Raw genomic sequence first — 22792 nt, forward strand, 5'->3', positions numbered from 1 at the left:
CGCTCCTCATCTACCAGCGCAGGGAGACCAGATGTACATATACCGGTTGGTTTTGCTTCTGGTGGTCGGCATTTATCTGTTCTCTCCAGCCATCATGGACTGGTGGATCGATGCCACCGGTGCCTGGTATAGGCCCTACATGTTGTGGCTGATCCTGATTGTGGTGACGTTCATTCTGCAGAGCCAGCGAGATGCCGATGAGCTTTAGTCTGACGCAGATGCTGCTGGTCAGCGCCGCCTACCTGCTGGTGCTGTTCGGTGTGGCCTGGGTCAGCGAACACGGTCTGATTCCGCGCTGGATCATTCGTCACCCGCTGACCTACACCCTGTCACTGGGTGTCTACGCCAGCGCCTGGGCGTTTTATGGCACGGTTGGTCTGGCCTATCAGTATGGCTACGGCTTTCTGTCCAGTTATCTGGGGGTGTCCGGGGCCTTCCTCCTCGCGCCGGTGTTGCTTTACCCGATCCTCAGAATTACCCGTACCTACCAGCTGTCATCACTGGCCGATCTGTTCGCCTTTCGTTTTCGCAGCACCTGGGCCGGCGCGCTGACCACCGTATTCATGCTGATCGGCGTGCTGCCACTGCTGGCCTTGCAGATTCAGGCGGTCGCCGACTCCATCGGCATTCTGACCCGCGAGCCGGTGCAGGACCGGGTCGCAGTGGCGTTCTGCGCACTGATCACCCTGTTCACGATTTTCTTTGGCTCACGGCACATCGCCACGCGCGAGAAACACGAGGGCCTGGTGTTCGCCATCGCCTTTGAATCGCTGATCAAGCTGATCGCCCTGGGCGGCGTTGGGCTGTATGCCTTGTATGGCGTGTTCGACGGCCCGCAACAACTGGAACTGTGGCTGCTGCAGAACCAGACCGCCCTCGCCTCGCTGCACACGCCTTTGCAGGAAGGCCCGTGGCGCACGCTGCTGCTGGTGTTCTTCGCCTCGGCCATCGTCATGCCGCACATGTACCACATGACCTTCACGGAAAACCTCAACCCGCGCTCGCTGGTCAGCGCCAGTTGGGGTCTGCCGCTGTTTCTGCTGTTGATCAGCCTCGCAGTACCGCTGATCCTCTGGGCAGGCCTCAAGCTCGGCGCCACCACCAGCCCGGAATACTTCACGCTCGGCATCGGGATCGCCGCCAACAGCAAGTCTCTGGCCCTGCTCGCCTATATCGGCGGGCTGTCGGCGGCCAGCGGGCTGATCATCGTCACCACGCTGGCGTTGTCCGGCATGGCACTCAATCACCTGGTGCTGCCGCTGTATCAGCCACCCGCCGAGGGCAATATCTACCGCTGGCTGAAGTGGACGCGACGCGGACTGATCGTGGCGATCATCGCCTTGGGTTACGGCTTCTATCTGATGCTCGGCGCGCAGCAGGATCTGGCCAATCTGGGCATCGTCGCCTTCGTTGCGACCCTGCAATTCCTGCCGGGTGTGCTGTCGGTACTGTACTGGCCGACCGCCAACCGGCGCGGCTTCATCGCCGGGCTGCTGGCCGGCATTTCGGTCTGGGCGGTCAGCATGCTGTTGCCGCTGATCGGCAACCTGCAGGGCTTCTATATCCCCTGGCTGAACATGATCTATGTGCTGGACGACACCAGTTGGCACATGGCAGCCATCGCCTCGCTGGCCGCCAACGTCTTGCTGTTCACCCTGATCTCGCTGTTCACCAATGCCAGCCCTGAAGAAGCCGGGGCTGCCGAGGCCTGCGCGGTCGATAACGTACGCCGCCCGCAACGCCGTGAACTGCATGCCATCTCGCCGCAGGAGTTCGCCACCCAACTGGCCAAGCCGCTGGGCGCGAAAGCCGCGCAGAAGGAGGTCGAGCAAGCGCTGCGCGATCTCTACCTGCCGTTCGACGAGCGCCGCCCCTATGCCCTGCGCCGCCTGCGCGACCGCATCGAAGCCAATCTGTCCGGGCTGATGGGCCCCAGCGTAGCGCAGGACATGGTGGAAACCTTTCTGCCGTACAAATCGGGCAGCGAAAAATACGTCACCGAAGACATACATTTCATTGAGAGCCGGCTTGAGGACTACCACTCGCGCCTCACCGGTCTTGCCGCCGAACTCGATGCCTTGCGCCGCTACCACCGCCAGACCCTTCAGGAACTGCCGATGGGCGTCTGCTCGCTGGCCGAAGATCAGGAGATCCTGATGTGGAACAGGGCCATGGAAGAACTGACCGGAATCGTCGCCCAGCGCGTGGTCGGTTCGCGACTGGAAACCATTGCCGAGCCGTGGAAGGGCCTGCTGACCGGTTTTACCAGCCTGCCCGATGAGCATTTGCACAAGCAGAAGCTCGGTCTGGACGGCCAGACCCGGTGGCTCAATCTGCACAAGGCAGCCATTAACGAGCCCCTGGCGCCGGGCAACAGCGGCCTGGTGGTGCTGGTCGAAGACCTGACCGACACGCAAATGCTCGAAGACAAGCTGGTGCACTCGGAACGTCTGGCAAGTATTGGCCGACTGGCCGCCGGTGTGGCGCACGAAATCGGCAATCCGATCACCGGTATTGCCTGTCTCGCCCAGAACCTGCGCGAAGAACGCGAAGAGGACGGCGAGCTCAAGGAAATCAGCAGCCAGATCCTTGAGCAGACCAAGCGCGTATCGCGCATCGTCCAGTCATTGATGAGCTTTGCCCACGCGGGCGCCCATCAACATAGCGACGAAGCCGTTTGTCTGGCCGTGGTGGCTCAGGATGCTATTGGTCTGCTGGCGCTGAACCGGCGTAATTTCGAAGTACAGTTCTACAACCTGTGCAACCCTGAGCACTGGGCTGTCGGCGATCCGCAACGGCTGGCGCAGGTGTTGATCAATCTGCTCTCCAATGCCCGCGATGCCTCCCCGGCAGGCAGTGCAGTCAGGGTCAGAAGCGAAGTATCCGAGCACACTGTGGACTTGATCGTCGAAGACGAAGGCAGTGGGATTTCAAAGGCAATCATGGACCGATTGTTCGAGCCGTTCTTCACCACCAAGGACCCTGGCGAGGGAACCGGACTTGGCCTGGCGCTGGTCTATTCCATCGTTGAAGAGCATTATGGACAAATCACTATCGACAGCCCGGCCGATCCCGAGCAGCAGCGTGGAACCCGAATCAGGGTGACCTTGCCACGCCATGTCGACGCGACGTCCACCGCGAACTGAGACCGTCGAGAGAACTGAATCAATGCCGCATATTTTGATCGTCGAAGACGAAACGATTATCCGCTCAGCCCTGCGTCGCCTGCTTGAACGCAACCAGTATGAAGTCAGTGAAGCCGGCTCCGTTCAAGAGGCTCAGGAACGCTTCAGCATCCCGTCGTTCGATCTGATCGTCAGCGACCTGCGCCTGCCTGGCGCGCCTGGCACCGAGCTGATCAAGCTCGGCGAAGGCAAACCGGTGCTGATCATGACCAGTTACGCGAGCCTGCGCTCGGCGGTCGACTCGATGAAGATGGGCGCGGTGGACTACATCGCCAAACCCTTCGATCACGATGAAATGCTCCAGGCAGTCTCGCGGATCCTGCGTGATCGACAGACGGTCAAGCACCTTCAGGACGAGCGCAACGCCACCGCCAAAACCAGCAGCGCTGAAAAAGGCCCGGCACAGAACCATAATGGCGAGATCGGCATCATCGGCTCATGCCCGCCCATGCTCGATCTCTACAGCAAGATCCGCAAAGTCGCCCCGACTGATTCCAATGTTCTGATTCAAGGGGAATCAGGCACTGGCAAGGAACTGGTCGCCCGCGCCCTGCACAATCTCTCACGCCGCGCCAAGGCGCCGATGATTTCCGTCAACTGTGCGGCCATTCCCGAATCGCTGATCGAATCCGAACTGTTCGGTCACGAGAAAGGCGCGTTCACCGGAGCCAGCGCAGGCCGTGCAGGTCTGGTTGAGGCCGCTGACGGTGGCACGCTGTTTCTCGATGAAATCGGCGAACTGCCGCTGGAAGCGCAGGCTCGCCTGTTGCGCGTATTGCAAGAGGGCGAAATCCGTCGCGTCGGCTCGGTGCAATCGCAAAAGGTCGACGTACGCCTGATTGCCGCGACCCACAGGGACCTGAAAACGCTGGCCAAAAATGGCGAGTTTCGTGAAGACCTGTTCTATCGCTTGCACGTCATCGCCCTGAAACTCCCGGCGCTGCGGGAACGTGGCAGCGACATCCTGGAAATCGCCCGTGCGTTCCTGGCTCGCCAGAGCAGCAAGGTCGGGCGCGACGACCTCAAATTTGCACATGACGCGGAACAGGCTATCCGCCATTACAGTTGGCCGGGCAACGTACGCGAGCTGGAAAACGCCGTGGAACGCTCGGTGATTCTGTGCGAGAACCCGGAAATCACCGCTGACCTGCTGGGTATCGACATTGAGCTCGACGGGCTGGATGACGACGAATACATGGGCATGGCGCCGTTGCCGGGCTCTTCTGGCTCGACGGGCAACGAGCCCGCCGAAGACCTGTCGCTCGAAGACTATTTTCAGCACTTCGTTCTGGAGCATCAGGACCATATGACTGAGACCGAGCTGGCGCGCAAACTGGGTGTCAGTCGCAAATGTCTGTGGGAGCGCCGTCAGCGTCTGGGTATCCCGCGTCGCAAGGGCGTCGCCAACGAGACATAAAATCAGCCCAAGGCTCTGGCACGCGGTGCGCAGGGCGGGGACAAACTGTTACCTCACGCGCTTCACGTAACAAAAGCCGGGTCTTACGGTAACGCAGGCCCGGCTTTTTTGTGCGCACTCGAACGGCCTTTCGCCCGCAAAGGCCCGGTTTACGGGGCCTGGTCAAAGTTGGCACAGCTTCTGCTATATGCTTGGTACAAGAAGAACAACAAGCCGTACGACACCCATAATAAAAACAATACGAATCGACTCACGCATAACAAGAACAACACGGCGGAGGCGCAGCTAACTGATTCTTTTGGAGAGGAGTTGTATTGGGGGCTTGCCCCGCAACCAGGCCGAGAACAACAAAAACTACCCTTAGGTAGCGCCTGAACTGGTTGGATCGAATGATCATTGCAACGCAGCGACCAAAGCAATCCGTTTGCTCTTGACTCCCGATTGGGAGGTTTCACAGACGCAAGTCTCGTGAATGGGCACTCAACAAAAACAAGAAGCCCAGGCAGAAAACAATAATAAAGAGCACACACTTTGGGGGAGCTTCGGCTCCCCCAGTAGCTTCCCCGCCTTGATCCGCGCCATCGCTTACCCTTCCGCGACAGCTTCCTACACCATCACTCGACTAAATGCTAGAATCCCCGCCCATCATGCGGTCATTCCACGTTTTTGGCCGAATATTCCTTCAAACAGTGCATCCCATGCTGAAGAAGTTGTTCCAGTCATTTCGTTCCCCACTGCGCAAACCGCAGCAACACACGCGCACCACGCCTGAAGTGCTCAACAGCAGCCAACATTCGCTGCAACGCAGTCAGTTCAGCCGCTATGCCGTGAATATCGTCGAGCGCCTGCAGAATGCCGGCTACCAGGCCTATCTGGTCGGTGGCTGCGTACGCGACATGATGCTCAACATCACGCCCAAGGATTTCGACGTCGCCACCAGCGCCACGCCCGAACAGGTGCGTGCCGAATTCCGCAACGCGCGGATCATCGGTCGTCGGTTCAAGCTGGTGCACATCCACTTCGGTCGCGAAATCATCGAAGTGGCGACATTCCGCGCCAATCATCCTCAGGATGACGAAGAAGAGGACAGCAACCAGTCCTCGCGCAATGAAAGCGGACGCATCCTGCGTGACAACGTATACGGCACGCTTGAAGAAGACGCCCAGCGTCGCGACTTCACGATCAACGCGCTTTACTACGATCCGGTCAGCGAGCGCGTTCTGGATTACGCCAACGGCGTGCATGACATCCGCAATCGCCTGATCCGCCTGATCGGCGATCCGGAGCAGCGTTATAAAGAAGACCCGGTGCGCATGCTGCGTGCCGTGCGCTTCGCGGCCAAGCTGGACTTCGGCATCGAGAAGCACAGCGCTCAACCGATCCGCGCACTGGCGCCGATGCTGCGTGACATTCCGTCGGCCCGCCTGTTCGAAGAAGTGCTCAAACTGTTCCTCTCCGGGCACGCTGCCCCCACCTTTGAAATGCTGGTGGACCTGGAACTGTTCGAACCGTTGTTCCCGGCCAGCTCCAAGGCCCTGGAATACAACCCGACCTACACCCATACGCTGATCAGCAATGCGCTGATCAATACCGACCTGCGCATCAAGCAGAACAAACCGGTCACGCCGGCGTTTCTGTTTGCTGCCCTGCTCTGGCCTGCGCTGCCAGCCAAGGTGCTGCGCGCTCAGGAACGTGGCATGCCGCCGATTGCAGCGATGCAGGAAGCCGCTCACGAACTGATCATCGAGCAATGCCAGCGCATCGCGATTCCCAAGCGCTTCACCCTGCCGATCCGCGAGATCTGGGACATGCAGGAGCGCCTGCCGCGCCGTTCGGGCAAACGCGCCGACCTGCTGCTCGACAACTCGCGGTTCCGCGCGGGCTACGACTTCCTGCTGTTGCGTGAAACAGCCGGCGAGCAGACCGATGGTCTGGGCCAGTGGTGGACCGATTATCAGGACTGCAACGACAGCGAACGCCGCGACATGATTCGCGACCTGAGCAACAAGCCTGAAGCGGCGGGCACAGCCCCGCGCAAGCGTCGTCGTAACAGCGGCGCCAAACGCAAGCGCACCACGGGCGAGGCGCAAAGCGGTGAGTGAACCGCTGTTGGCCACTGAACGCGTGTATATCGGTCTGGGCAGCAACCTGGCTGACCCGGCCGAACAATTGCGCAGCGCCCTCAAAGCCATTTCGCAGTTGCCCGGTTGTCACTTGAGCGGCGTGTCGTCCTTCTATATCAGCGACTCGCTACTGCCAGGCCAACCGCGCTTCACCAATGCCGTCGCGGCAATCGACACCGCTCTGCCCCCCCTGACGCTGCTTGATGCGCTGCAAGCCATTGAGCTGGATCAGGGCCGCGAACGCCATGAACGCTGGGGGCCGCGCACGCTGGACCTCGATATTCTGCTGTTCGGCGACCGTCTGATTGACGAACCACGCCTCAAAGTGCCGCATTACCACATGCAGGCCAGGGCATTCGTGCTGTACCCACTGGCAGAGCTGGCTCCAGAGCTGACACTGGCCGACGGGCGCCCACTGAATCGCCTGCTTGATGAATGCCCGTTCACAGGTCTTGAGCGTCTGCCTGCCGAGGCATGAAGCCTGTCTGTCACCGCACCGGTGTAACCGGTCGGACGCACAGGTAACACCTTCAATTGACTTCACGCCCCCTCCTCACGAAGATAGGCCTCCCGCCGCCACACCACAGGCGAACGGGCGCGAAACAGGCCTTTGCAAAACACCGCGATACGACGGTGTGCCTGCTTTTCCAGGATGACTCTCACGCGCTGAGCACCCGTCTTCACAGCGCCTGATGGAGGACTTTACATGCCGAACATAACCGTTACGTCGCTGCTGGCCATGAAGCAGAAGGGTGAGAAAATCACCATGCTGACCTGCTACGACGCAACTTTCGCCCACACGGCCTCCCAATCGGGTGTCGAAGTGCTGCTGATAGGCGACTCGCTGGGCATGGTCCTGCAGGGTCACGACAGCACCCTGCCTGTTACCACGGCTGAAACGGCGTACCACGTTGCCTGTGTGAAACGCGGCAACCAGGGCGCGATGATTCTCGCCGACCTGCCGTTCATGGCCAACGCAACGCTGGAACAGACCCTGATCAACAGCGCAACGCTGATGCAGGCGGGCGCACACATGATCAAGGTCGAAGGCGCTGCATGGCTGGCCGAGTCGATCCGTTTGCTGGCCGAGCGCGGCATTCCGGTGTGCGCGCACATGGGCCTGACCCCGCAGGCCGTCAACGTGCTGGGCGGCTACAAGGTTCAGGGTCGGCTGGAGGCGCAGGCCAGGCAGATGCGCGCCGATGCAATCGCGCTGGAACAGGCGGGCGCAGCGATGATCCTGCTGGAGTGCGTACCCAGCGAACTGGCTGAGGAAATCACCCAGGCAGTGAAGGTCCCGGTCATCGGCATTGGCGCAGGCAGCGCTACCGACGGTCAGGTCCTGGTGCTGCACGACATGCTCGGCCTGTCCATCACCGGGCGCGTGCCCAAGTTCGTGAAAAATTTCATGACCGGCCAGCCCGACATCCAGTCGGCTATCCGGGCCTACGTGGCCGCAGTCAAAGACGTCAGCTTTCCGGCCACTGAACACGGATTCTCGGCATGAACACAGTAAAAACCGTACAGGACCTGCGCGCCGCTGTTGCGCGGGCACGCAGCGAAGGCAAGCGCATCGCGCTGACCCCGACGATGGGCAACCTGCACAGCGGCCACGCCGCGCTGGTCACCAAGGCGGCGCAGCGTGCCGATTTCGTGGTCGCTACCATTTTCGTCAATCCGCTGCAGTTCGGTCCCAACGAAGACCTGGCCACCTACCCTCGCACGCTGGCTGCCGATCAGGAAAAACTCCTGCAGGCCGGCTGCAACCTGCTGTTCACGCCAAGCGTGGAGGAAATGTACCCGCACGGCATGGCCGACCAGACGCTGGTCAGCGTGCCGCACCTGTCGCAAGGCCTGTGTGGCGCCAGCCGCCCCGGCCATTTCGAAGGTGTCGCGACCGTGGTCAGCAAGCTGTTCAACATGGTGCAGCCTGACCTGGCGATCTTTGGTGAAAAAGACTTCCAGCAACTGGCCGTGATTCGGGCCATGGTCCGTGATCTGAACATGCCGATCCAGATCATCGGCGAGCCGACGGTACGTGCCGACGATGGCCTGGCGCTGTCCTCGCGCAACGGTTATCTGAGCGACGATCAGCGCGCCGCGGCACCCGCGCTGTATCAGGCGATTCGCCAGACCGCCGACGCGATCAGGGCAGGCGAGCAGGATTTCGATGCGCTGCTGGCGAGCAAGAAGCAGCAACTGGAGGCCGCCGGTTTTCGCATCGACTATCTGGAGATACGCGATGCCACCAGCCTGCGTCCGACGACTGCCGAGAATCGCGACCTGGTCATCCTCGCAGCGGCATTCCTGGGCAAAACCCGCTTGATCGATAACCTGCACCTGACCAGAAGCTGACAGGATGTGCGCAGGCAATGAACTAAGACACACCGGTAATGCCATACCGGTACAGGTTGCCTGAACCACAGCCGACAGTATTCGAGACAAAACCCCGGTTGCCTGTGTGCGAAAAAGTACCGGGGTCATGTAAGGCGAGGCGCAGACAAACAGGTACGCGAAGGGTAGTCTGCGATGTGTAGCCCGTGAGAAAGCTTGCGACCTCGCTCCAACAATATCCAAAGACAGAACCAGTTAAAGGAAACCCGCAGCGATGGCGTACTACCGCACTCCTTCCGATGTGACCGCTCTGCCCGCTTGGCAAGCGTTGAGCAAACACCGCCAGGCCATGCAGAATTTCAGCATGCGCGAAGCGTTTAATACTGATCCGCAGCGCTTCAGCCAATTCACCCTCAGCAGCGCTGGCCTGTTTCTCGATTATTCCAAAAACCTGATCACCACAGAGACCCGCGATCTGTTGGTCAGCCTGGCTGGCGAAGTGGGCCTCAAGGAGGCGATCAAGGCTCAGTATGATGGCGAGCTGGTCAACTCATCCGAAGGCCGCCCTGCTCTGCACACCGCTCTGCGCCGTCCGGTCGGCGACAAGTTGAAAGTCAACGGCGTCGATGTGATGCCGGACGTACACCGCGTACTTAATCAGATGACCGAACTGGTCGGCCGCATCCATGACGGCCTGTGGCGCGGTTACACCGAAAAACCGATCACCGACGTGGTGAACATCGGCATCGGCGGCTCGTTCCTCGGCCCGGAGCTGGTCTCCGAAGCGCTGGTGGCCTACGCGCACAAGGGTGTCCGCTGCCATTACCTGGCCAACATCGACGGCAGCGAGTTTCACGAGTTGTCGATGAAGATTCGTGCCGAGACCACGCTGTTCATCGTCTCGTCGAAATCCTTCAACACGCTGGAAACCCTGAAAAACGCTCAGGCTGCACGTGCCTGGTACCTGGCGCAGGGCGGCTCGGAAGTCGAACTGCATCGCCACTTCATCGCGGTGTCCAGCAACAACGCGGCGGCCGTGGCCTTCGGCATCCGTGAAGAAAACATCTTCCCGATGTGGGACTGGGTCGGCGGTCGCTATTCGCTGTGGTCAGCCATCGGTCTGCCTATCGCGCTGGCCATCGGCATGTCCAACTTCAAGGAACTGCTGTCCGGTGCCTACACCATGGACCAGCATTTCCAGAGCGCACCGTTCGAGCAGAACATGCCGGTGTTGCTGGGCTTGCTGGGCGTGTGGTACGGCAATTTCTGGGGCGCACAAAGCCACGCGATTCTGCCGTACGATCACTATCTGCGTAACATCACCAAGCACTTGCAACAACTGGACATGGAATCCAACGGCAAGAGCGTCCGTCAGGACGGTACGCCGACGTCGACCGACACCGGGCCGGTGATCTGGGGTGGCGTGGGCGCCAATGGTCAGCACGCTTACCACCAGTTGCTGCACCAGGGCACGCAGATGATTCCGGCCGACTTCATTGTGCCGATCGTCAGCTTCAACCCGGTTGCCGACCATCACCAGTGGCTGTACGCCAACTGCCTGTCGCAAAGCCAGGCACTGATGATGGGCAAGACCCGCGCAGAAGCAGAAGCAGAACTGCGCGAGAAGGGTATGGGCGAGCAAGAGGTGCAGAAGCTGGCACCGCACAAGGTCATCCCCGGCAACCGTCCAAGCAACACGCTGGTGGTCGAGCGCATCAGCCCGCGTCGTCTTGGCGCGCTGGTGGCCATGTATGAACACAAGGTGTTCGTGCAGAGCGTGATCTGGGGCACCAACGCCTTTGACCAATGGGGTGTGGAGCTTGGCAAGGAAATGGGCAAGGCGGTCTACCAGCGCCTGACCGGCGGCACCGAAGAGCCGGCTGACGATGCATCGACCCAAGGTCTGATCAACTACTTCCGCGGCCGTCACCGCGGCTGATTTGTCCCTCTCATGGTTATGACCATCGTTCCCACGCTCCGCGTGGGAATGCCGCTCGTGACGCTCTGCGTCACAAAAAGGACGCAAAGCGTCCAGAACTGCATGCCGACGCGGAGCGTCGGCACGATAGTCATTTGGATTTGTGTGTAACGTCGACACGATAGTCAGTTGGACTTGTGCATCACAGTGATGCGCTGCGCGCTTGGCATGAGAGCTTCAGTCAGTTTTATCCACGCCCTCCCCGATGCCCTGAGCACGACATGGAATTCATCCGCACCCGCATCGAAACGCAGGTCATCAGCCTTACCGGCCTGGCGCTGGGTCAACTTGATCTGGAAAGCCCCAAGGGCGATCCGGGTCTGTTTGGCCCTCAGGCGGTGTGCTGGAAGGTGCATGGCGATTTCACCAGCATGCTGGTCGGCGGCATCAGCGCATTGATGCTGCAGGCTTTGCACCCGCTGGCACTGGCGGGCATCTGGGACCACTCCAACTTTCGTCAGGACATGCTCGGCCGCCTGCGCCGTACCGGGCAGTTTCTGTCCGGCACCACCTATGGCTCAACGCGAGATGCCAACTGGCTGATCGACAAGGTCCGCAACATTCACCTCAACATCGTCGGCACCGCGCCCGATGGTCAGCCGTATGCCGCCAGCGATCCGGATTTGCTGACCTGGGTGCATGTGGCTGAAGTCAGCAGCTTTCTCGCAGCCCATCTGCGCTACCTCAACCCGGATATGTCGCTCGCCGATCAGGACGCGTATTACGCTGAAACAGCGCTGGTTGCCGAGCGACTCGGTGCACGCAACGTTCCACGCTCGCATCAGGCCATCGCTGACTATCTGGCAGACATTCGTGGTCAACTGATCTGTGACGCGCGCAGCCGTGAAGTGCTGCGCCTGCTGCTTGACGCGCCTGCCCCCAACTGGCTGGCCAAGCCGTTTGGCGTGTTGATGATGCGCGCCGGTATCGATCTGCTGCCGGACTGGGCCAGTGACATGCTCGACATCACGCAAAGCCCCTTCAAACGCCGGATGATCCGCCTGGGCGTCAACAGTACTGCGCCCATTCTGCGCTGGGCCGTACGCGACGGATCGGCGCAACGTGCCAGGCGCCGCATGGACGTTTGAACCATACGTGACGGTTTGCGGCAAACCGTGACCGAGCGGTTCACGGTTGGAACCTGCCTGCCTATCTGTGCCACCATGAGCGCTCAATAACAATGAGGATCAGCACCATGCTCGACGTCGTTATCGTCGCCGCCACCCGTACCGCCGTGGGCAGCTTTCAGGGCTCACTGGCCTCTGTCGCCGCAGTCGACCTCGGCGCAGCGGTCATTCGTCAACTGCTTGCCCGCACCGGCGTGGACGGCGCGCAGGTCGATGAAGTCATCATGGGTCAGGTGCTGACCGCAGGCGCTGGTCAGAACCCGGCGCGGCAGGCAGCCATCAAGGCCGGCCTGCCCTTCTCGGTACCGGCCATGACCCTGAACAAGGTCTGCGGCTCCGGCCTCAAGGCCCTGCACCTGGCGACCCAGGCGATCCGCTGCGGCGACGCCGAGATCATCATCGCCGGCGGCCAGGAAAACATGAGCCTGTCCAACTACGTGCTGCCGGGCGCGCGCACCGGTCTGCGCATGGGCCACGCCAGCATGGTCGATACAATGATCACTGACGGCCTGTGGGATGCATTCAATGATTACCACATGGGCATCACCGCCGAGAACCTTGCGCAGCAGTACGACATCAGTCGTGAAGCCCAGGACGAGTTCGCCGCCTTGTCTCAGCAAAAGGCGATGGCTGCGATTGAAGCCGGACGCTTCGCCGATGAGATCACGCCGATCCTGATCCCCCAGCGCAAGGGTGATCCGCTGTCCTTTGCAACAGACGAGCAGCCCCGCGCCGGCACCACCGCCGAGACCCTGGCCAAGCTCAAGCCCGCCTTCAAAAAGGACGGCACGGTCACCGCCGGCAATGCCTCGTCGCTGAACGACGGGGCTGCCGCCGTGATGCTGATGAGTGCCGCCAAGGCCGAGCAACTGGGCTTGCCGGTGCTGGCGCGCATTGCCGCGTATGCCAACGCCGGTGTCGACCCGGCCATCATGGGCATCGGGCCGGTCAGTGCCACGCGTCGCTGCCTGGACAAGGCTGGCTGGTCGCTGGCCGAACTGGACCTGATCGAAGCCAACGAAGCCTTTGCCGCACAGTCCCTGTCGGTGGGCAAGGAGCTGGGGCTGGATCCGCAGAAGCTCAACGTGAATGGTGGCGCTATCGCCCTTGGCCACCCCATTGGCGCGTCGGGCTGCCGCGTGCTGGTGACACTGCTGCACGAGATGATCAGGCGCGATGTGAAGAAGGGCCTGGCCACGCTGTGCATCGGTGGTGGTCAGGGGGTTGCCCTGGCGCTGGAGCGCTAGGGCAGGCAGAAGGCGCGGGACAGCCCGCGCCTTGCATCATCAGGCGGCTGCGGGCGCCACTTCCATGTCAGCAGGCTCCGGACGCTTGATCAGCGCGTAGATCACGCCGGTCAGCACACTGCCGGCGATGATCGCCACCAGATAAAGCAGCGCATGGTTGATCGCGTTGGGGATCAGCATCACGAACAGGCCACCATGCGGTGCCATCAGCTTGCAACCGAAGTACATCGACAACGCACCCGTCAGCGCGCCACCCACGACACTGGCCGGAATCACCCGCAACGGGTCCTTGGCAGCGAAGGGAATGGCACCTTCCGAGATGAAGCACAGCCCCAGCACGAACGCCGCCTTGCCTGCTTCACGCTCGCTCTGGGCGAACTTGCGGCGAGCCAGGATCGTGGCGATGCCCATGCCGATGGGCGGCACCATACCGGCAGCCATCGCTGTGGCCATCGGCGCGTAGCTCTGGGACGCCAGCAAACCGACCGAGAACGCATAGGACGCCTTGTTGATCGGCCCACCGAGGTCGACGCACATCATTGCGCCCAGCACCACGCCCAACAGGATCGCGTTGGTGGTGCCCATGCTGTCGAGGAAGTGCGTCAACGCTTCGAGCATCCCGGCAACCGGCTTGCCGACCACGTAAATCATCACCAGACCGGTGAACAGGCTCGACAGCAACGGGATGATCAGAATCGGCTTGAGCGCTTCGACACTGGCCGGCAGACGTGCGTAGCGGTTGATCGCGGCAGCACTGTAACCGGCCAGAAAGCCTGCAACGATACCGCCAATGAACCCGGCACCCAGCGTACTCGCCAACAGACCACCGATCATGCCGGGTGCCAGCCCCGGACGGTCAGCAATCGAATAGGCGATGTAACCGGCCAGCAACGGCACCATCAGTTTGAACGCCGCTTCCCCACCGATCTGCATCAGTGCCGCAGCCAGCGTGCCCGGCTCTTTGAACGCGGTGATACCGAACACGAAGGAAAGAGCGATCAACAGCCCGCCCGCCACGACCATCGGCAGCATGAACGACACGCCGGTCAGCAGGTGCTTGTAGACGCCCGTCTTTTCTTGTCTGGCGGGTGACTTGGCGGTGGCCTCATCGGATTCCACCTGCCCTTCCGCCAAGGCTTTTTTCAGGGTCGCCTCGGACTGCTTGAGGGCGATCCCGGTGCCGCAACGGTAGATCTTCTTGCCGGCAAAGCGGTCGGTATTGACCTCGATATCCGCCGCCAGCAGCACCACGTCGGCATCGGCGATGGCCTTGGCGCTGAGCGGGTTGCGCGCACCGACCGAACCCTGGGTTTCGACTTGCAGGTCGTAATTCAGACGCTTGGCAGCCTGCTGGATCGCTTCGGCCGCCATGAACGTGTGCGCGACGCCGGTCGGACAAGCCGTGATCGCAACGATGCGCGGTTGCGCGCCCGTATCACCGCTTGCCTGAGGCGCCGCTGCTTCGGACGCCACATGCACCTGCGCTTCTCGCTCGGCGCGCTGCAGAAAACTGTCGACATCCTGCAACGCATGCGCAGGCGAATCCTGAAACAGGCGTTTGCCGACAAAGCGGCTCAGGTCCACAGGACCGGTATTGACCACCAGGACAAGATCGGCGGCTTCGATGTCCTGAGCGGACAAGTGCTGATCGGCCTTATTGGGATCGATGATTTCGACGCTGGTTTCCCAGCCCTGGCGCAGGGCCGCCGCTTCGAGCAATCGTGCGCTGAGTACGCTGCTGACCTTGCCGTTCGGGCAGGCCGTAACTATGGCTAACTTCATGACGATCCTCTCTTATTGTTCTGAAAGGCTGCGTACAGTGACGCCGCCTTCAAGCCGTTTGAGTTGCGCGGCATCGGTGATACCGAAACCGATCTGGGTCACCGCCATGGCGGCAATCGCTGTGGCAGTGCGCAAGGTCTTCTGCGGCTCTTGACCGCTGATCAAGCCGTGCACCATGCCTGCCAGCAGCGAGTCACCCGCACCGACCGTACTGGCCACGGTGACCTTGGGCGGCAGTGAATGCAGTGCCACGCTCGGGCTGAACCAGTGCACGCCTTCGGAGCCTTGAGAGATCACCACATGCTCGATGCCCTGCGCTTGCAAACGCGCAGCCGCCTCGGCTTGTGCAGCGATGGAGATGATCGGTGCGTCGAGCGCATCAGCCAGCTCTTCGGTATTGGGTTTGATCAGCCAGGGCCCGGCCTTCAGACCGGCACGCAAGGCCAGACCACTGCTGTCCAGCGCCACTTTCAGACCGAGGTCCTTGAGCATCAGCAGCAGTTTTTGCAGCCACTCCGGCGTGACACCGCGCGGCAGACTGCCCGCCACGACCACCACGTCGAAACCCTGAGCGATCTGTTCAACGCGAGTGAACAGCGCTTGCTGCGCCTCTTCACTGACCTGTGGGCCCGGGCCGTTCAAGTCGGTGATGCGGCCACTGCCTTCGGCCAGCTTGATGTTGCTGCGCGTTTCGCCCGGCACCCGGACAAACTCGTCGACGAACTGACGGCGCTCGAACAACGCCTCGAACGCTTGCTGATTATCGACACCGAGAAAACCGGCAACGGTCAGGTCATGGCCCAGATCAGCCAGCACCTGCGCCACATTCAGGCCTTTGCCCGCGGCGTGAGTGAGCATCGCCGTGCTGCGGTTGACCTGGCCCAGCTCCAACTGCCCCAACTGCACAGTCAGGTCCAGCGCCGGGTTCATGGTCAGGGTAAGAATCTTCGCCATTACACAGCCTCCACAAGCGCGCGGACTTCAGCGGCGCTGCCCGCCGTCAGCGCATTTTGCGCCAGTTGCTGAGCGCTGCTCAGGGTCAGTTCACGTACGCAGGCCTTGACCTCGCCAATGCTGCGCGCCGAAACACTCAATTCATCCACGCCCAGACCGACCAGAATCGGCACGGCCAGCGGGTCTGCAGCCAGCTCACCGCACACGCCCACCCATTTGCCGTTGGCATGCGCAGCGCGCACGGTCATGTCGATCAGTTGCAGCACCGACGGGTGCAGGCCGTCAGCCTGGGCCGACAGCGTCGGGTGGCCGCGGTCGATGGCCATGGTGTATTGCGTCAGGTCATTGGTGCCGATGCTGAAGAAGTCCACTTCCTTCGCCAGCACCGGAGCGATCAGCGCCGCCGATGGCACCTCGATCATGATCCCCAGTTGCAGGTCGCTGACCGGAATTTCCTCGCGCAGGCGCTGGGTCATGTCCCGCGCCTGACGCCACTCTTCAAGCGTGCCAATCATCGGGAACATGATGCGCAGCGGGCCGCTGTCTGCCGAACGCAACAGGGCGCGAAGCTGGCTTTCCATGACGTCAGGGCGCTGCAGGGTAAGACGGATACCGCGGACGCCGAGGAACGGGTTTTCCTCTTTGGCGATCGGCCAGTAAGGCAGCGGCTTGTCGCCACCGACGTCCAGCGTACGCACCACCAGCGGACGCCCGCCCAGATCGGTCAGCACGCGGCGGTATTCAGCTTCCTGCGTAGCTTCATCGGGCGCCTGGGAATGCGCCATGAACAGCAGTTCGGTACGCAGCAGGCCGACGCCTTCCGCGCCCTGCTCCACGGCGGCCGGTGTGCCGGTGCTGTCGCCGATATTGGCGAAGACTTCGACAGCATGACCATCGCGCGTCACGGCGGGCTCCATGCGTGCTTCGGCTGCCGCCTTGAGACGCTGCTCACGCGCGTCACGGTCCTGAACTGCGCGCTGCAGAGTCGCCTCGTCAGGCGCGACGGTCAGCCGTCCGCGCTGGCTGTCGAGCAGCAGTACGGTGCCCGGCTTGAGCAGCAACACTTCATCACCAGCCCCTACCAGTGCAGGAATGCCCAGCGCACGCGCCACGATGGCGCTGTGCGCGGTGGCACCGCCACGTGCGGTGAGAATACCGGCGACCTGCGCCGGGTCGAGACGGGCAACGTCGGACGGGCCGACTTCGTCCATCACCAGAATGTAGGGTTCGTCCGGGGCCGCAACGGTTTCGACGCCACAGATCTGCGCCAGTACGCGGCGACCGACGTCACGCAGGTCTGCGGCGCGCTCGGCCAGCAACGCGTCCTGTAGCTGTTCCTGCTGAACGGCAGCGGTCTCGATGACCGTGGCCCACGCAGCCGCCGCGCTTTCGTCGTTATTGAGGCGCACCTCGACTTCGTTGGTCAGTTCCGGGTCTTCGAGCATCTCCTGGTGGGTGATGAAGATTTCCCGGATGGCCTTTGATTTGCTGCGCTGAATGAGATTTTCGATATCGCTGCGCACTTCGCCAATCGCCTTGTGCAAGCGCTCGCGCTCGGCAGCCACCGACTCACCCCGCTGGGGATAATCGAAGCTTTGCAGCACTTGAATATGCGCCGGCCCCATGGCAATGCCCGGTGAAGCAGAAACGGCCTGCAACACGCTGCCTGCTGGCGGAGCGCTGAGCGGTTTGGCAGCCGCCGGGGCCGGCGCTGGCGCAGCCTCGGTCTGCGAGACAGCAGGCAAGGGTTCCACTTCCTCGCCCAGACCTTGCTCAACGGCGGCGATCAGGGCTGGCAGTGCGTCGTCGGCGATGCTCGGCTCGGCAATGAATTCCAGCGTCTGACCACGGCGCGCACCGAGGCTGAGCAGCTTGCTCAGGCTCTTGGCCGACACGGCGGCTTCGCCGGTTTCCAGCACACGCATACGGATCTCGCCGTCAAACTCCTTGGCCAACTGCGCCAGTATCTTCGCCGGGCGAGCGTGCAGGCCATGGGCGTTGGCCAGCTGAATCTGCCGGGTCGGCCACTCGGCGGGCAGTTCGCCGCCGAGCGCTTCCAGCACGGCGCGACTGTTGGTGGCGTGACCCAACTCGTGGCCACGGCCTTCGATCAGCAACAGACACAGACGCTCGAGCAGCGCCTGATGCGCCTCACCGAGGCTGGCCAGGCAGAACAGACCGGTCAGCGGCTGACCCAGGTAGCGCATGGGTTTGTCGGGGGTGACGAACGCCAGACCGGGACGCTTGACGGTTTGCTCGCTGTGCAGCCACCAGAGGCCATCACCCAGCGACAACGCTTCCACTTGCTGGAGCACTGCGGCAAAACCGTTGCTCACGCAGTCGGCCTTGCGCAACAGGCGTGCGCCGCGCCAGACCAGTTCTTCGAAATCGTCGGCCGAAACGCCGAGGCTGATCATCTGGGCGTCGAGTGCCAGTTCCTGCGGAGCGCCCTGCAATAGCTTGAGCAGGTCTTCCGGGGTCTTCGCTTCGCGCAGCGCCTGGCCGAGGTCCTCTTCACCCAGTGCGCGCGTCAGCAGTTGCAGCAAACGCAAGTGCTCGTCGGATTTGGCAGCGATACCAATCGCCAGGTAAACCATTTGTCCGTCGCCCCAGTCCACCCCTTCGGGGAACTGCATCAGACGCACACCGGTGGTGAACACCAGGTCGCGGGTTTCGGGTGTACCGTGTGGGATGGCGATGCCCTGGCCGAGAAAGGTCGAGCCTTGCTGCTCACGGTTCATCAGCCCGGTGAGGTAGCCCTCGGCAACCAGACCATCAGCGACCAGGTGGTCGGCAATCAGCTTAAGTGCGGCAGTTTTATCCACAGCCGACTGGGCCATGGATATTTGCTCCAGAGTGAGTTCGAGCATTGCCTTGACTCCTGTGCAGCGCCAAGGCGCCACCTGATTCTTGTTTTAATGACGATCACGTGATCGACAGCTTAGGGGGGATGAGGGTGATATCTTTCCGAGCATCGTATCGGACATCACTTTCATCTCGATTGCAGCAGACAACAGGCGTGCTGAATCGTTTAATCTAGAATTGCCCGGCACGTTACTCGATTCTGCGGATTCATTGAAGCCCGGACGGCGCGATCACTGTGGGACAATTCCCAAAATACGTGAAGTACTTGGGAATTTCCTACGGTCTGGTGTAAAGATCAGCGCCATGAAAAAAATAACTCGATTGTCCTGAGCCGCGTACCTAATAAAAGGAAATTCCGGGGTGAAACTGAGCGATATCGCACGTCTGGCAGGTGTTTCTGTCACTACGGCCAGTTACGTGATCAATGGCAAGGCCGAAAAACAGCGCATCAGTCCGGCAACGGTCGAGCGTGTCAAAGCCGTGGTCGAGCAGCACGACTTCCGACCCAACCCGCAAGCGGCGGGCCTGCGCAGCCGTCATAGCAAGACACTGGGCTTCATCCTGCCCGACCTGGAAAACCCCAGCTATGCACGCATTGCCAAATTGCTCGAGCAAGGCGCGCGCAGCCTCGGTTATCAATTGCTGATCGCCAGCTCCGATGACGACCCCGCCAGCGAACTGCAACTGTTGCAGCTGTTCCGCGCCCGCCGTTGCGACGCGCTGCTGGTGGCCAGCTGCCTGCCGACCGGTGACGACAGCTACCGGGAATTGCAGCTCAAGGGCACGCCGATCATCGCCATCGACCGGGAAATGAATCCCGAGTTTTTCTGCTCGGTGGTCAGCGATGACCATGACGCCTGCCAGCAACTGACCCACAGCCTCCTGCAAACCCGACCGCGACATATCGCCCTGATCGGCGCACGCCCTGAACTGAGCATCAGTCGCGCGCGTGCAGCCGGCTTCGAACATGCACTCGACGGGTTTACCGGCGCCACCATCATCGAGCACGGCGAAGCGTTCAGCCGCCAGTGTGGTCAGCGTTTGATGACCGAACTGCTACAGCGCCAGGGACATTTTCCGGACGCGTTGATCACAACGTCTTATGTGCTGCTGCAAGGAGTGTTCGATGTGCTGCAAAGTCAGGTGCTGCAATCGCCCCCACTGCATCTGGGCACCTTCGGCGATACGCAGTTGCTCGATTTTCTGCCGCTGCCCGTCAACGCCATGGCCCAGCAACACCAGCTGATCGCCGACAAGGCCCTGCAACTGGCGCTGGCCGCTATCGAGAAGGACGATTACCAGCCCGGCGTGCACGCGATTGCCAGGGCTTTCAAGCAACGCATTCACGAGGCGTGACTGTGACGCTGATCGATACCCATACCCACCTGGATTTTCCGGATTTCGATGCCGACCGCGCTCAGGTTCTGGACAACTGTCTGACGCTTGGCGTTGAGCGCATGGTGGTGCTCGGGGTGTATCAGCGTAACTGGCAGCGGCTCTGGGAACTGACCGAAGCCAACCCCGCCCTGCACGCAGCGTTCGGCATGCATCCGGTGTACATCGATGAGCACCGTACCGAACACCTGACCGAGCTGGGCGACTGGCTGACGCGCCTGAAAGGCCATCCGCAGTTATGTGCGGTGGGTGAGATCGGTCTGGATTATTACGTAGAGCGCCCGGACAAGGCGCGTCAGCAGGCGCTCTTTGACGCGCAATTGCAGCTGGCAGCGGACTTCAACCTGCCCGCCTTGCTGCACGTGCGCCGCAGCCATGCCGACGTGATCTCGACGCTCAAGCGCCACAAACCAAAACGCAGCGGCATCATTCACGCCTTTGCCGGCAGCCGCGAAGAGGCACGCGAATACATCAAACTGGGGTTCAAACTGGGTCTGGGCGGAGCGGCGACCTGGCCGCAGGCACTGCGTATGCATAGGGTCATCGCCGAACTGCCGCTGGACAGCGTGGTGCTGGAAACCGACTCACCGGACATGGCGCCCGCCATGCATCCCTACCAGCGCAACAGCCCGCAGCACTTGCCCGACATTTGCGAGGCCATCGCGGAGCTGATGAAGATCAGCCCCCAGCGACTGGCCCAGGCGAGTACGGACAACGCCTGCGAACTGTTCGACTGGCCTCGCCTGTCACACACCTGATGTCACCTGCCTGACCTGTGCGGCCAGGATCGGATCAGAGCAGAAGGGTCCACAGGGCAAACCCTGCGTACCAGACCACCGCCGCACGTACCAGCAGCTCCCAGAGCATGTCGAGGCCGGTGACGCCCTGCGCGCCCATCATCGGCGGCGGAACCTCGCTGGCGGCGCAGCCAACGCGCGTAATCAGTTGCGCAGCACTGATGTTCCAGTTCAGCAGTTCATGCAGCATCACCCGGGTGACCGCCACAAAATTGCCGACCAATGCGAAGCTGGCGGCGAGCAACCTGACCGGTACCCAGTCAAAGGCATGGCGCAACTGCCCTGCACGCTCGACCAGTGCTGGAGTCTTGCCGTGCTCGGCAGCAAGTGCCAATAGCCTGTAGGCCAGCGCAGCCACCGGGCCGAGTACGAAGTACCAGAAAATCACGGCGAAGAAACTCTGAAACGCCTGCCAGAGCAGGTAGCCCTGCACACCCTGCAGCAATTGCTCGCTGTTGTCCGCCTGCACGCCCATGTCGCGCTCGGCCACATGCACCGCAGCCTGCGCATCGCCACGTCGGCAGGCATCACGAAACGGCCCGAGCACCGCGACCAGATCCACCCGGCCAAGGCTGTAGATCAACACCAGCAGGTGAATGGGCAGAACCAGCCAGCCATAGGCTACCGAGCCGATGATGGTCAGCGCCAGTTGCAGGATCAGCACGGGCACGAGCACCAGCAGCGCCAGCATCAACCAGGGACGTGTCGAGGTCCGTGGGCTGGCCTCGAGCTTTGCCAGTTCTTTCAGCCACGGCCCGTCACGCTGAACGCGCTGACGCAGGGCAGAAAACTTTTCGATAAGAACGGCCAGCAGTAGCACCAGAAAACTCATTGTTCGTCCCTCACATCAATCCAGCAAAGCCGCTCGAAACCTGGCCCAGTCAAAACAGGGCCCAGGATCAGTCTTGCGTCCCGGCGCCACGTCACTGTGACCACAGATACGCTCGGGGGTGATCGCCTCGAATGCCTGGCGCAACTGTCGCGTCAGGTCGATCAGCGCGTGGTATTGCGCATCGGTGAAAGGCTGGTCATCCGTCCCCTCCAGTTCGATGCCGACAGAAAAGTCATTACACCCTTCCCGGCCCTGAAAACAGGAAACGCCGGCGTGCCACGCACGATCAAGACAAGAGACGAACTGAATGACCTCGCCATCACGTTCAATCAGAAAATGCGCTGAAACGCGCAGATCGGCAATCCCCACAAAGTAGGGATGCTCGTCGGTGTCGAGCCGGTTCTGAAAGAAAGCCTGCACCTTGCCGGTCTTGAATTGCGCTGGCGGCAGGCTGATGTTGTGGATCACCAGCAGCGAGATTTCGCCTTCGGGTCGCGCATTGAAGTTGGGCGAGGGGCAATGCTGCACGCCGTCGCACCAGCCGCTTGCGGAGTCCAGTTGCATGAATGCTCCTTGAACGGGGGTAAATAAGTAGCGCTGATTATGCCCGTGACAGCAGCTGACGTGGGGGTTGGGGTACGGATCCGCGATGTAGGAAAGACGCCGTAGATGCAGGGATCTGTGACGGAGCGTCACTGGCACGTGCCGACGCGAGGCGTCGGCACGCTGGTCAATCGGCTGCCTGACGATCAGCAG

The 22792-nt window shown here is 61.5% G+C and carries 17 protein-coding genes; 12 read left to right on the forward strand and 5 right to left on the reverse strand.

Annotated elements, in window-relative coordinates; all coding sequences use genetic code 11:
• Nucleotides 1-31: 31 nt before the first annotated feature.
• From PI739_RS23950 to PI739_RS23995, 10 genes are all read left to right on the forward strand, one after another.
• A complete protein-coding gene (locus PI739_RS23950; protein ID WP_002552060.1) occupies nt 32-208 on the forward strand; it encodes a hypothetical protein in 177 nt (58 codons plus the stop codon).
• On the forward strand, nt 192-3146 hold the full coding sequence (locus tag PI739_RS23955; RefSeq protein ID WP_003430682.1) for a sensor histidine kinase: 2955 nt from the start codon (nt 192-194) through the stop codon (nt 3144-3146). The genes PI739_RS23950 and PI739_RS23955 overlap by 17 nt, the downstream gene beginning before the upstream one ends.
• Before the next feature lie 22 nt (nt 3147-3168).
• The gene (locus PI739_RS23960) at nt 3169-4602 is read left to right on the forward strand and encodes a sigma-54-dependent transcriptional regulator (RefSeq protein WP_003430684.1); all 1434 of its coding nucleotides are present in this window, start codon (nt 3169-3171) and stop codon (nt 4600-4602) included.
• 698 nt (nt 4603-5300) lie between these two features.
• Nucleotides 5301-6704, forward strand: a complete 1404-nt coding sequence (locus PI739_RS23965; protein ID WP_003345072.1) for a polynucleotide adenylyltransferase PcnB — start codon at nt 5301-5303, stop codon at nt 6702-6704.
• Nucleotides 6697-7203: a 2-amino-4-hydroxy-6-hydroxymethyldihydropteridine diphosphokinase gene (gene folK, locus PI739_RS23970; RefSeq protein WP_003371342.1), complete on the forward strand. Its 507-nt coding sequence runs from the start codon at nt 6697-6699 to the stop codon at nt 7201-7203. The genes PI739_RS23965 and folK overlap by 8 nt, the downstream gene beginning before the upstream one ends.
• Nucleotides 7204-7431: 228 nt before the next feature.
• Complete coding sequence (gene panB / locus PI739_RS23975; protein WP_003371340.1) at nt 7432-8232, forward strand: 3-methyl-2-oxobutanoate hydroxymethyltransferase; 801 nt, start codon at nt 7432-7434, stop codon at nt 8230-8232.
• Nucleotides 8229-9080: a pantoate--beta-alanine ligase gene (gene panC, locus PI739_RS23980; RefSeq protein ID WP_054082233.1), complete on the forward strand. Its 852-nt coding sequence runs from the start codon at nt 8229-8231 to the stop codon at nt 9078-9080. The genes panB and panC overlap by 4 nt, the downstream gene beginning before the upstream one ends.
• 253 nt (nt 9081-9333) lie before the next feature.
• Nucleotides 9334-10998, forward strand: a complete 1665-nt coding sequence (gene pgi, locus PI739_RS23985; RefSeq protein ID WP_044310148.1) for a glucose-6-phosphate isomerase — start codon at nt 9334-9336, stop codon at nt 10996-10998.
• Between the two features lie 260 nt (nt 10999-11258).
• Nucleotides 11259-12125 carry an oxygenase MpaB family protein gene (locus tag PI739_RS23990; RefSeq protein ID WP_054082232.1) on the forward strand — a complete coding sequence of 289 codons (867 nt, stop codon included), beginning with the start codon at nt 11259-11261 and terminating at the stop codon, nt 12123-12125.
• A 107-nt stretch (nt 12126-12232) separates the two neighbouring features.
• The gene (locus PI739_RS23995; protein WP_044310162.1) at nt 12233-13411 is read left to right on the forward strand and encodes an acetyl-CoA C-acetyltransferase; all 1179 of its coding nucleotides are present in this window, start codon (nt 12233-12235) and stop codon (nt 13409-13411) included.
• 39 nt (nt 13412-13450) lie between these two features.
• On the opposite strand, the gene PI739_RS24000 is transcribed toward PI739_RS23995, so the two are convergent.
• Genes PI739_RS24000 through ptsP form a run of 3 tightly spaced genes read right to left on the reverse strand, consistent with a single transcriptional unit; the run spans nt 13451 to nt 19017 of the window.
• The gene (locus tag PI739_RS24000; protein WP_003430694.1) at nt 13451-15193 is read right to left on the reverse strand and encodes a PTS fructose-like transporter subunit IIB; all 1743 of its coding nucleotides are present in this window, start codon (nt 15191-15193) and stop codon (nt 13451-13453) included.
• Nucleotides 15194-15205: 12 nt separating this feature from the next.
• Nucleotides 15206-16147, reverse strand: a complete 942-nt coding sequence (gene pfkB, locus PI739_RS24005) for a 1-phosphofructokinase (protein ID WP_003430696.1) — start codon at nt 16145-16147, stop codon at nt 15206-15208.
• The gene (ptsP, locus tag PI739_RS24010; RefSeq protein WP_003430698.1) at nt 16147-19017 is read right to left on the reverse strand and encodes a phosphoenolpyruvate--protein phosphotransferase; all 2871 of its coding nucleotides are present in this window, start codon (nt 19015-19017) and stop codon (nt 16147-16149) included. The genes pfkB and ptsP overlap by 1 nt, the downstream gene beginning before the upstream one ends.
• 355 nt (nt 19018-19372) lie before the next feature.
• On the opposite strand from ptsP, the gene cra reads away from it, so the two are divergent.
• A complete protein-coding gene (gene cra, locus PI739_RS24015) occupies nt 19373-20368 on the forward strand; it encodes a catabolite repressor/activator (protein ID WP_003371318.1) in 996 nt (331 codons plus the stop codon).
• Entirely contained in the window at nt 20365-21165 is an 801-nt protein-coding gene (locus PI739_RS24020) for a TatD family hydrolase (RefSeq protein WP_164989649.1), read from the forward strand. Before cra ends, PI739_RS24020 begins: the two co-directional genes overlap by 4 nt.
• A 34-nt stretch (nt 21166-21199) precedes the next feature.
• On the opposite strand, the gene ampE is transcribed toward PI739_RS24020, so the two are convergent.
• Nucleotides 21200-22036, reverse strand: a complete 837-nt coding sequence (ampE, locus tag PI739_RS24025; RefSeq protein WP_003371314.1) for a regulatory signaling modulator protein AmpE — start codon at nt 22034-22036, stop codon at nt 21200-21202.
• 15 nt (nt 22037-22051) lie between these two features.
• A complete protein-coding gene (gene ampD / locus PI739_RS24030; RefSeq protein ID WP_003430703.1) occupies nt 22052-22600 on the reverse strand; it encodes a 1,6-anhydro-N-acetylmuramyl-L-alanine amidase AmpD in 549 nt (182 codons plus the stop codon).
• Nucleotides 22601-22792 lie beyond the last annotated feature (192 nt).

Source organism: Pseudomonas cerasi, assembly GCF_027983475.1.
In the GTDB taxonomy this organism is placed as follows: domain Bacteria; phylum Pseudomonadota; class Gammaproteobacteria; order Pseudomonadales; family Pseudomonadaceae; genus Aquipseudomonas; species Aquipseudomonas cerasi.

Coding starts and splice junctions, on each gene's coding strand:
- PI739_RS23950 (WP_002552060.1), top strand. CDS start 32: ATGTACATATACCGGTTGGTTTTGCTTCTGGTGGTCGGCATTTATCTG.
- PI739_RS23955 (WP_003430682.1), top strand. CDS start 192: ATGCCGATGAGCTTTAGTCTGACGCAGATGCTGCTGGTCAGCGCCGCC.
- PI739_RS23960 (WP_003430684.1), top strand. CDS start 3,169: ATGCCGCATATTTTGATCGTCGAAGACGAAACGATTATCCGCTCAGCC.
- PI739_RS23965 (WP_003345072.1), top strand. CDS start 5,301: ATGCTGAAGAAGTTGTTCCAGTCATTTCGTTCCCCACTGCGCAAACCG.
- panB (WP_003371340.1), top strand. CDS start 7,432: ATGCCGAACATAACCGTTACGTCGCTGCTGGCCATGAAGCAGAAGGGT.
- panC (WP_054082233.1), top strand. CDS start 8,229: ATGAACACAGTAAAAACCGTACAGGACCTGCGCGCCGCTGTTGCGCGG.
- pgi (WP_044310148.1), top strand. CDS start 9,334: ATGGCGTACTACCGCACTCCTTCCGATGTGACCGCTCTGCCCGCTTGG.
- PI739_RS23990 (WP_054082232.1), top strand. CDS start 11,259: ATGGAATTCATCCGCACCCGCATCGAAACGCAGGTCATCAGCCTTACC.
- PI739_RS23995 (WP_044310162.1), top strand. CDS start 12,233: ATGCTCGACGTCGTTATCGTCGCCGCCACCCGTACCGCCGTGGGCAGC.
- PI739_RS24000 (WP_003430694.1), bottom strand. CDS start 15,193: ATGAAGTTAGCCATAGTTACGGCCTGCCCGAACGGCAAGGTCAGCAGC.
- pfkB (WP_003430696.1), bottom strand. CDS start 16,147: ATGGCGAAGATTCTTACCCTGACCATGAACCCGGCGCTGGACCTGACT.
- ptsP (WP_003430698.1), bottom strand. CDS start 19,017: ATGCTCGAACTCACTCTGGAGCAAATATCCATGGCCCAGTCGGCTGTG.
- ampE (WP_003371314.1), bottom strand. CDS start 22,036: ATGAGTTTTCTGGTGCTACTGCTGGCCGTTCTTATCGAAAAGTTTTCT.
- ampD (WP_003430703.1), bottom strand. CDS start 22,600: ATGCAACTGGACTCCGCAAGCGGCTGGTGCGACGGCGTGCAGCATTGC.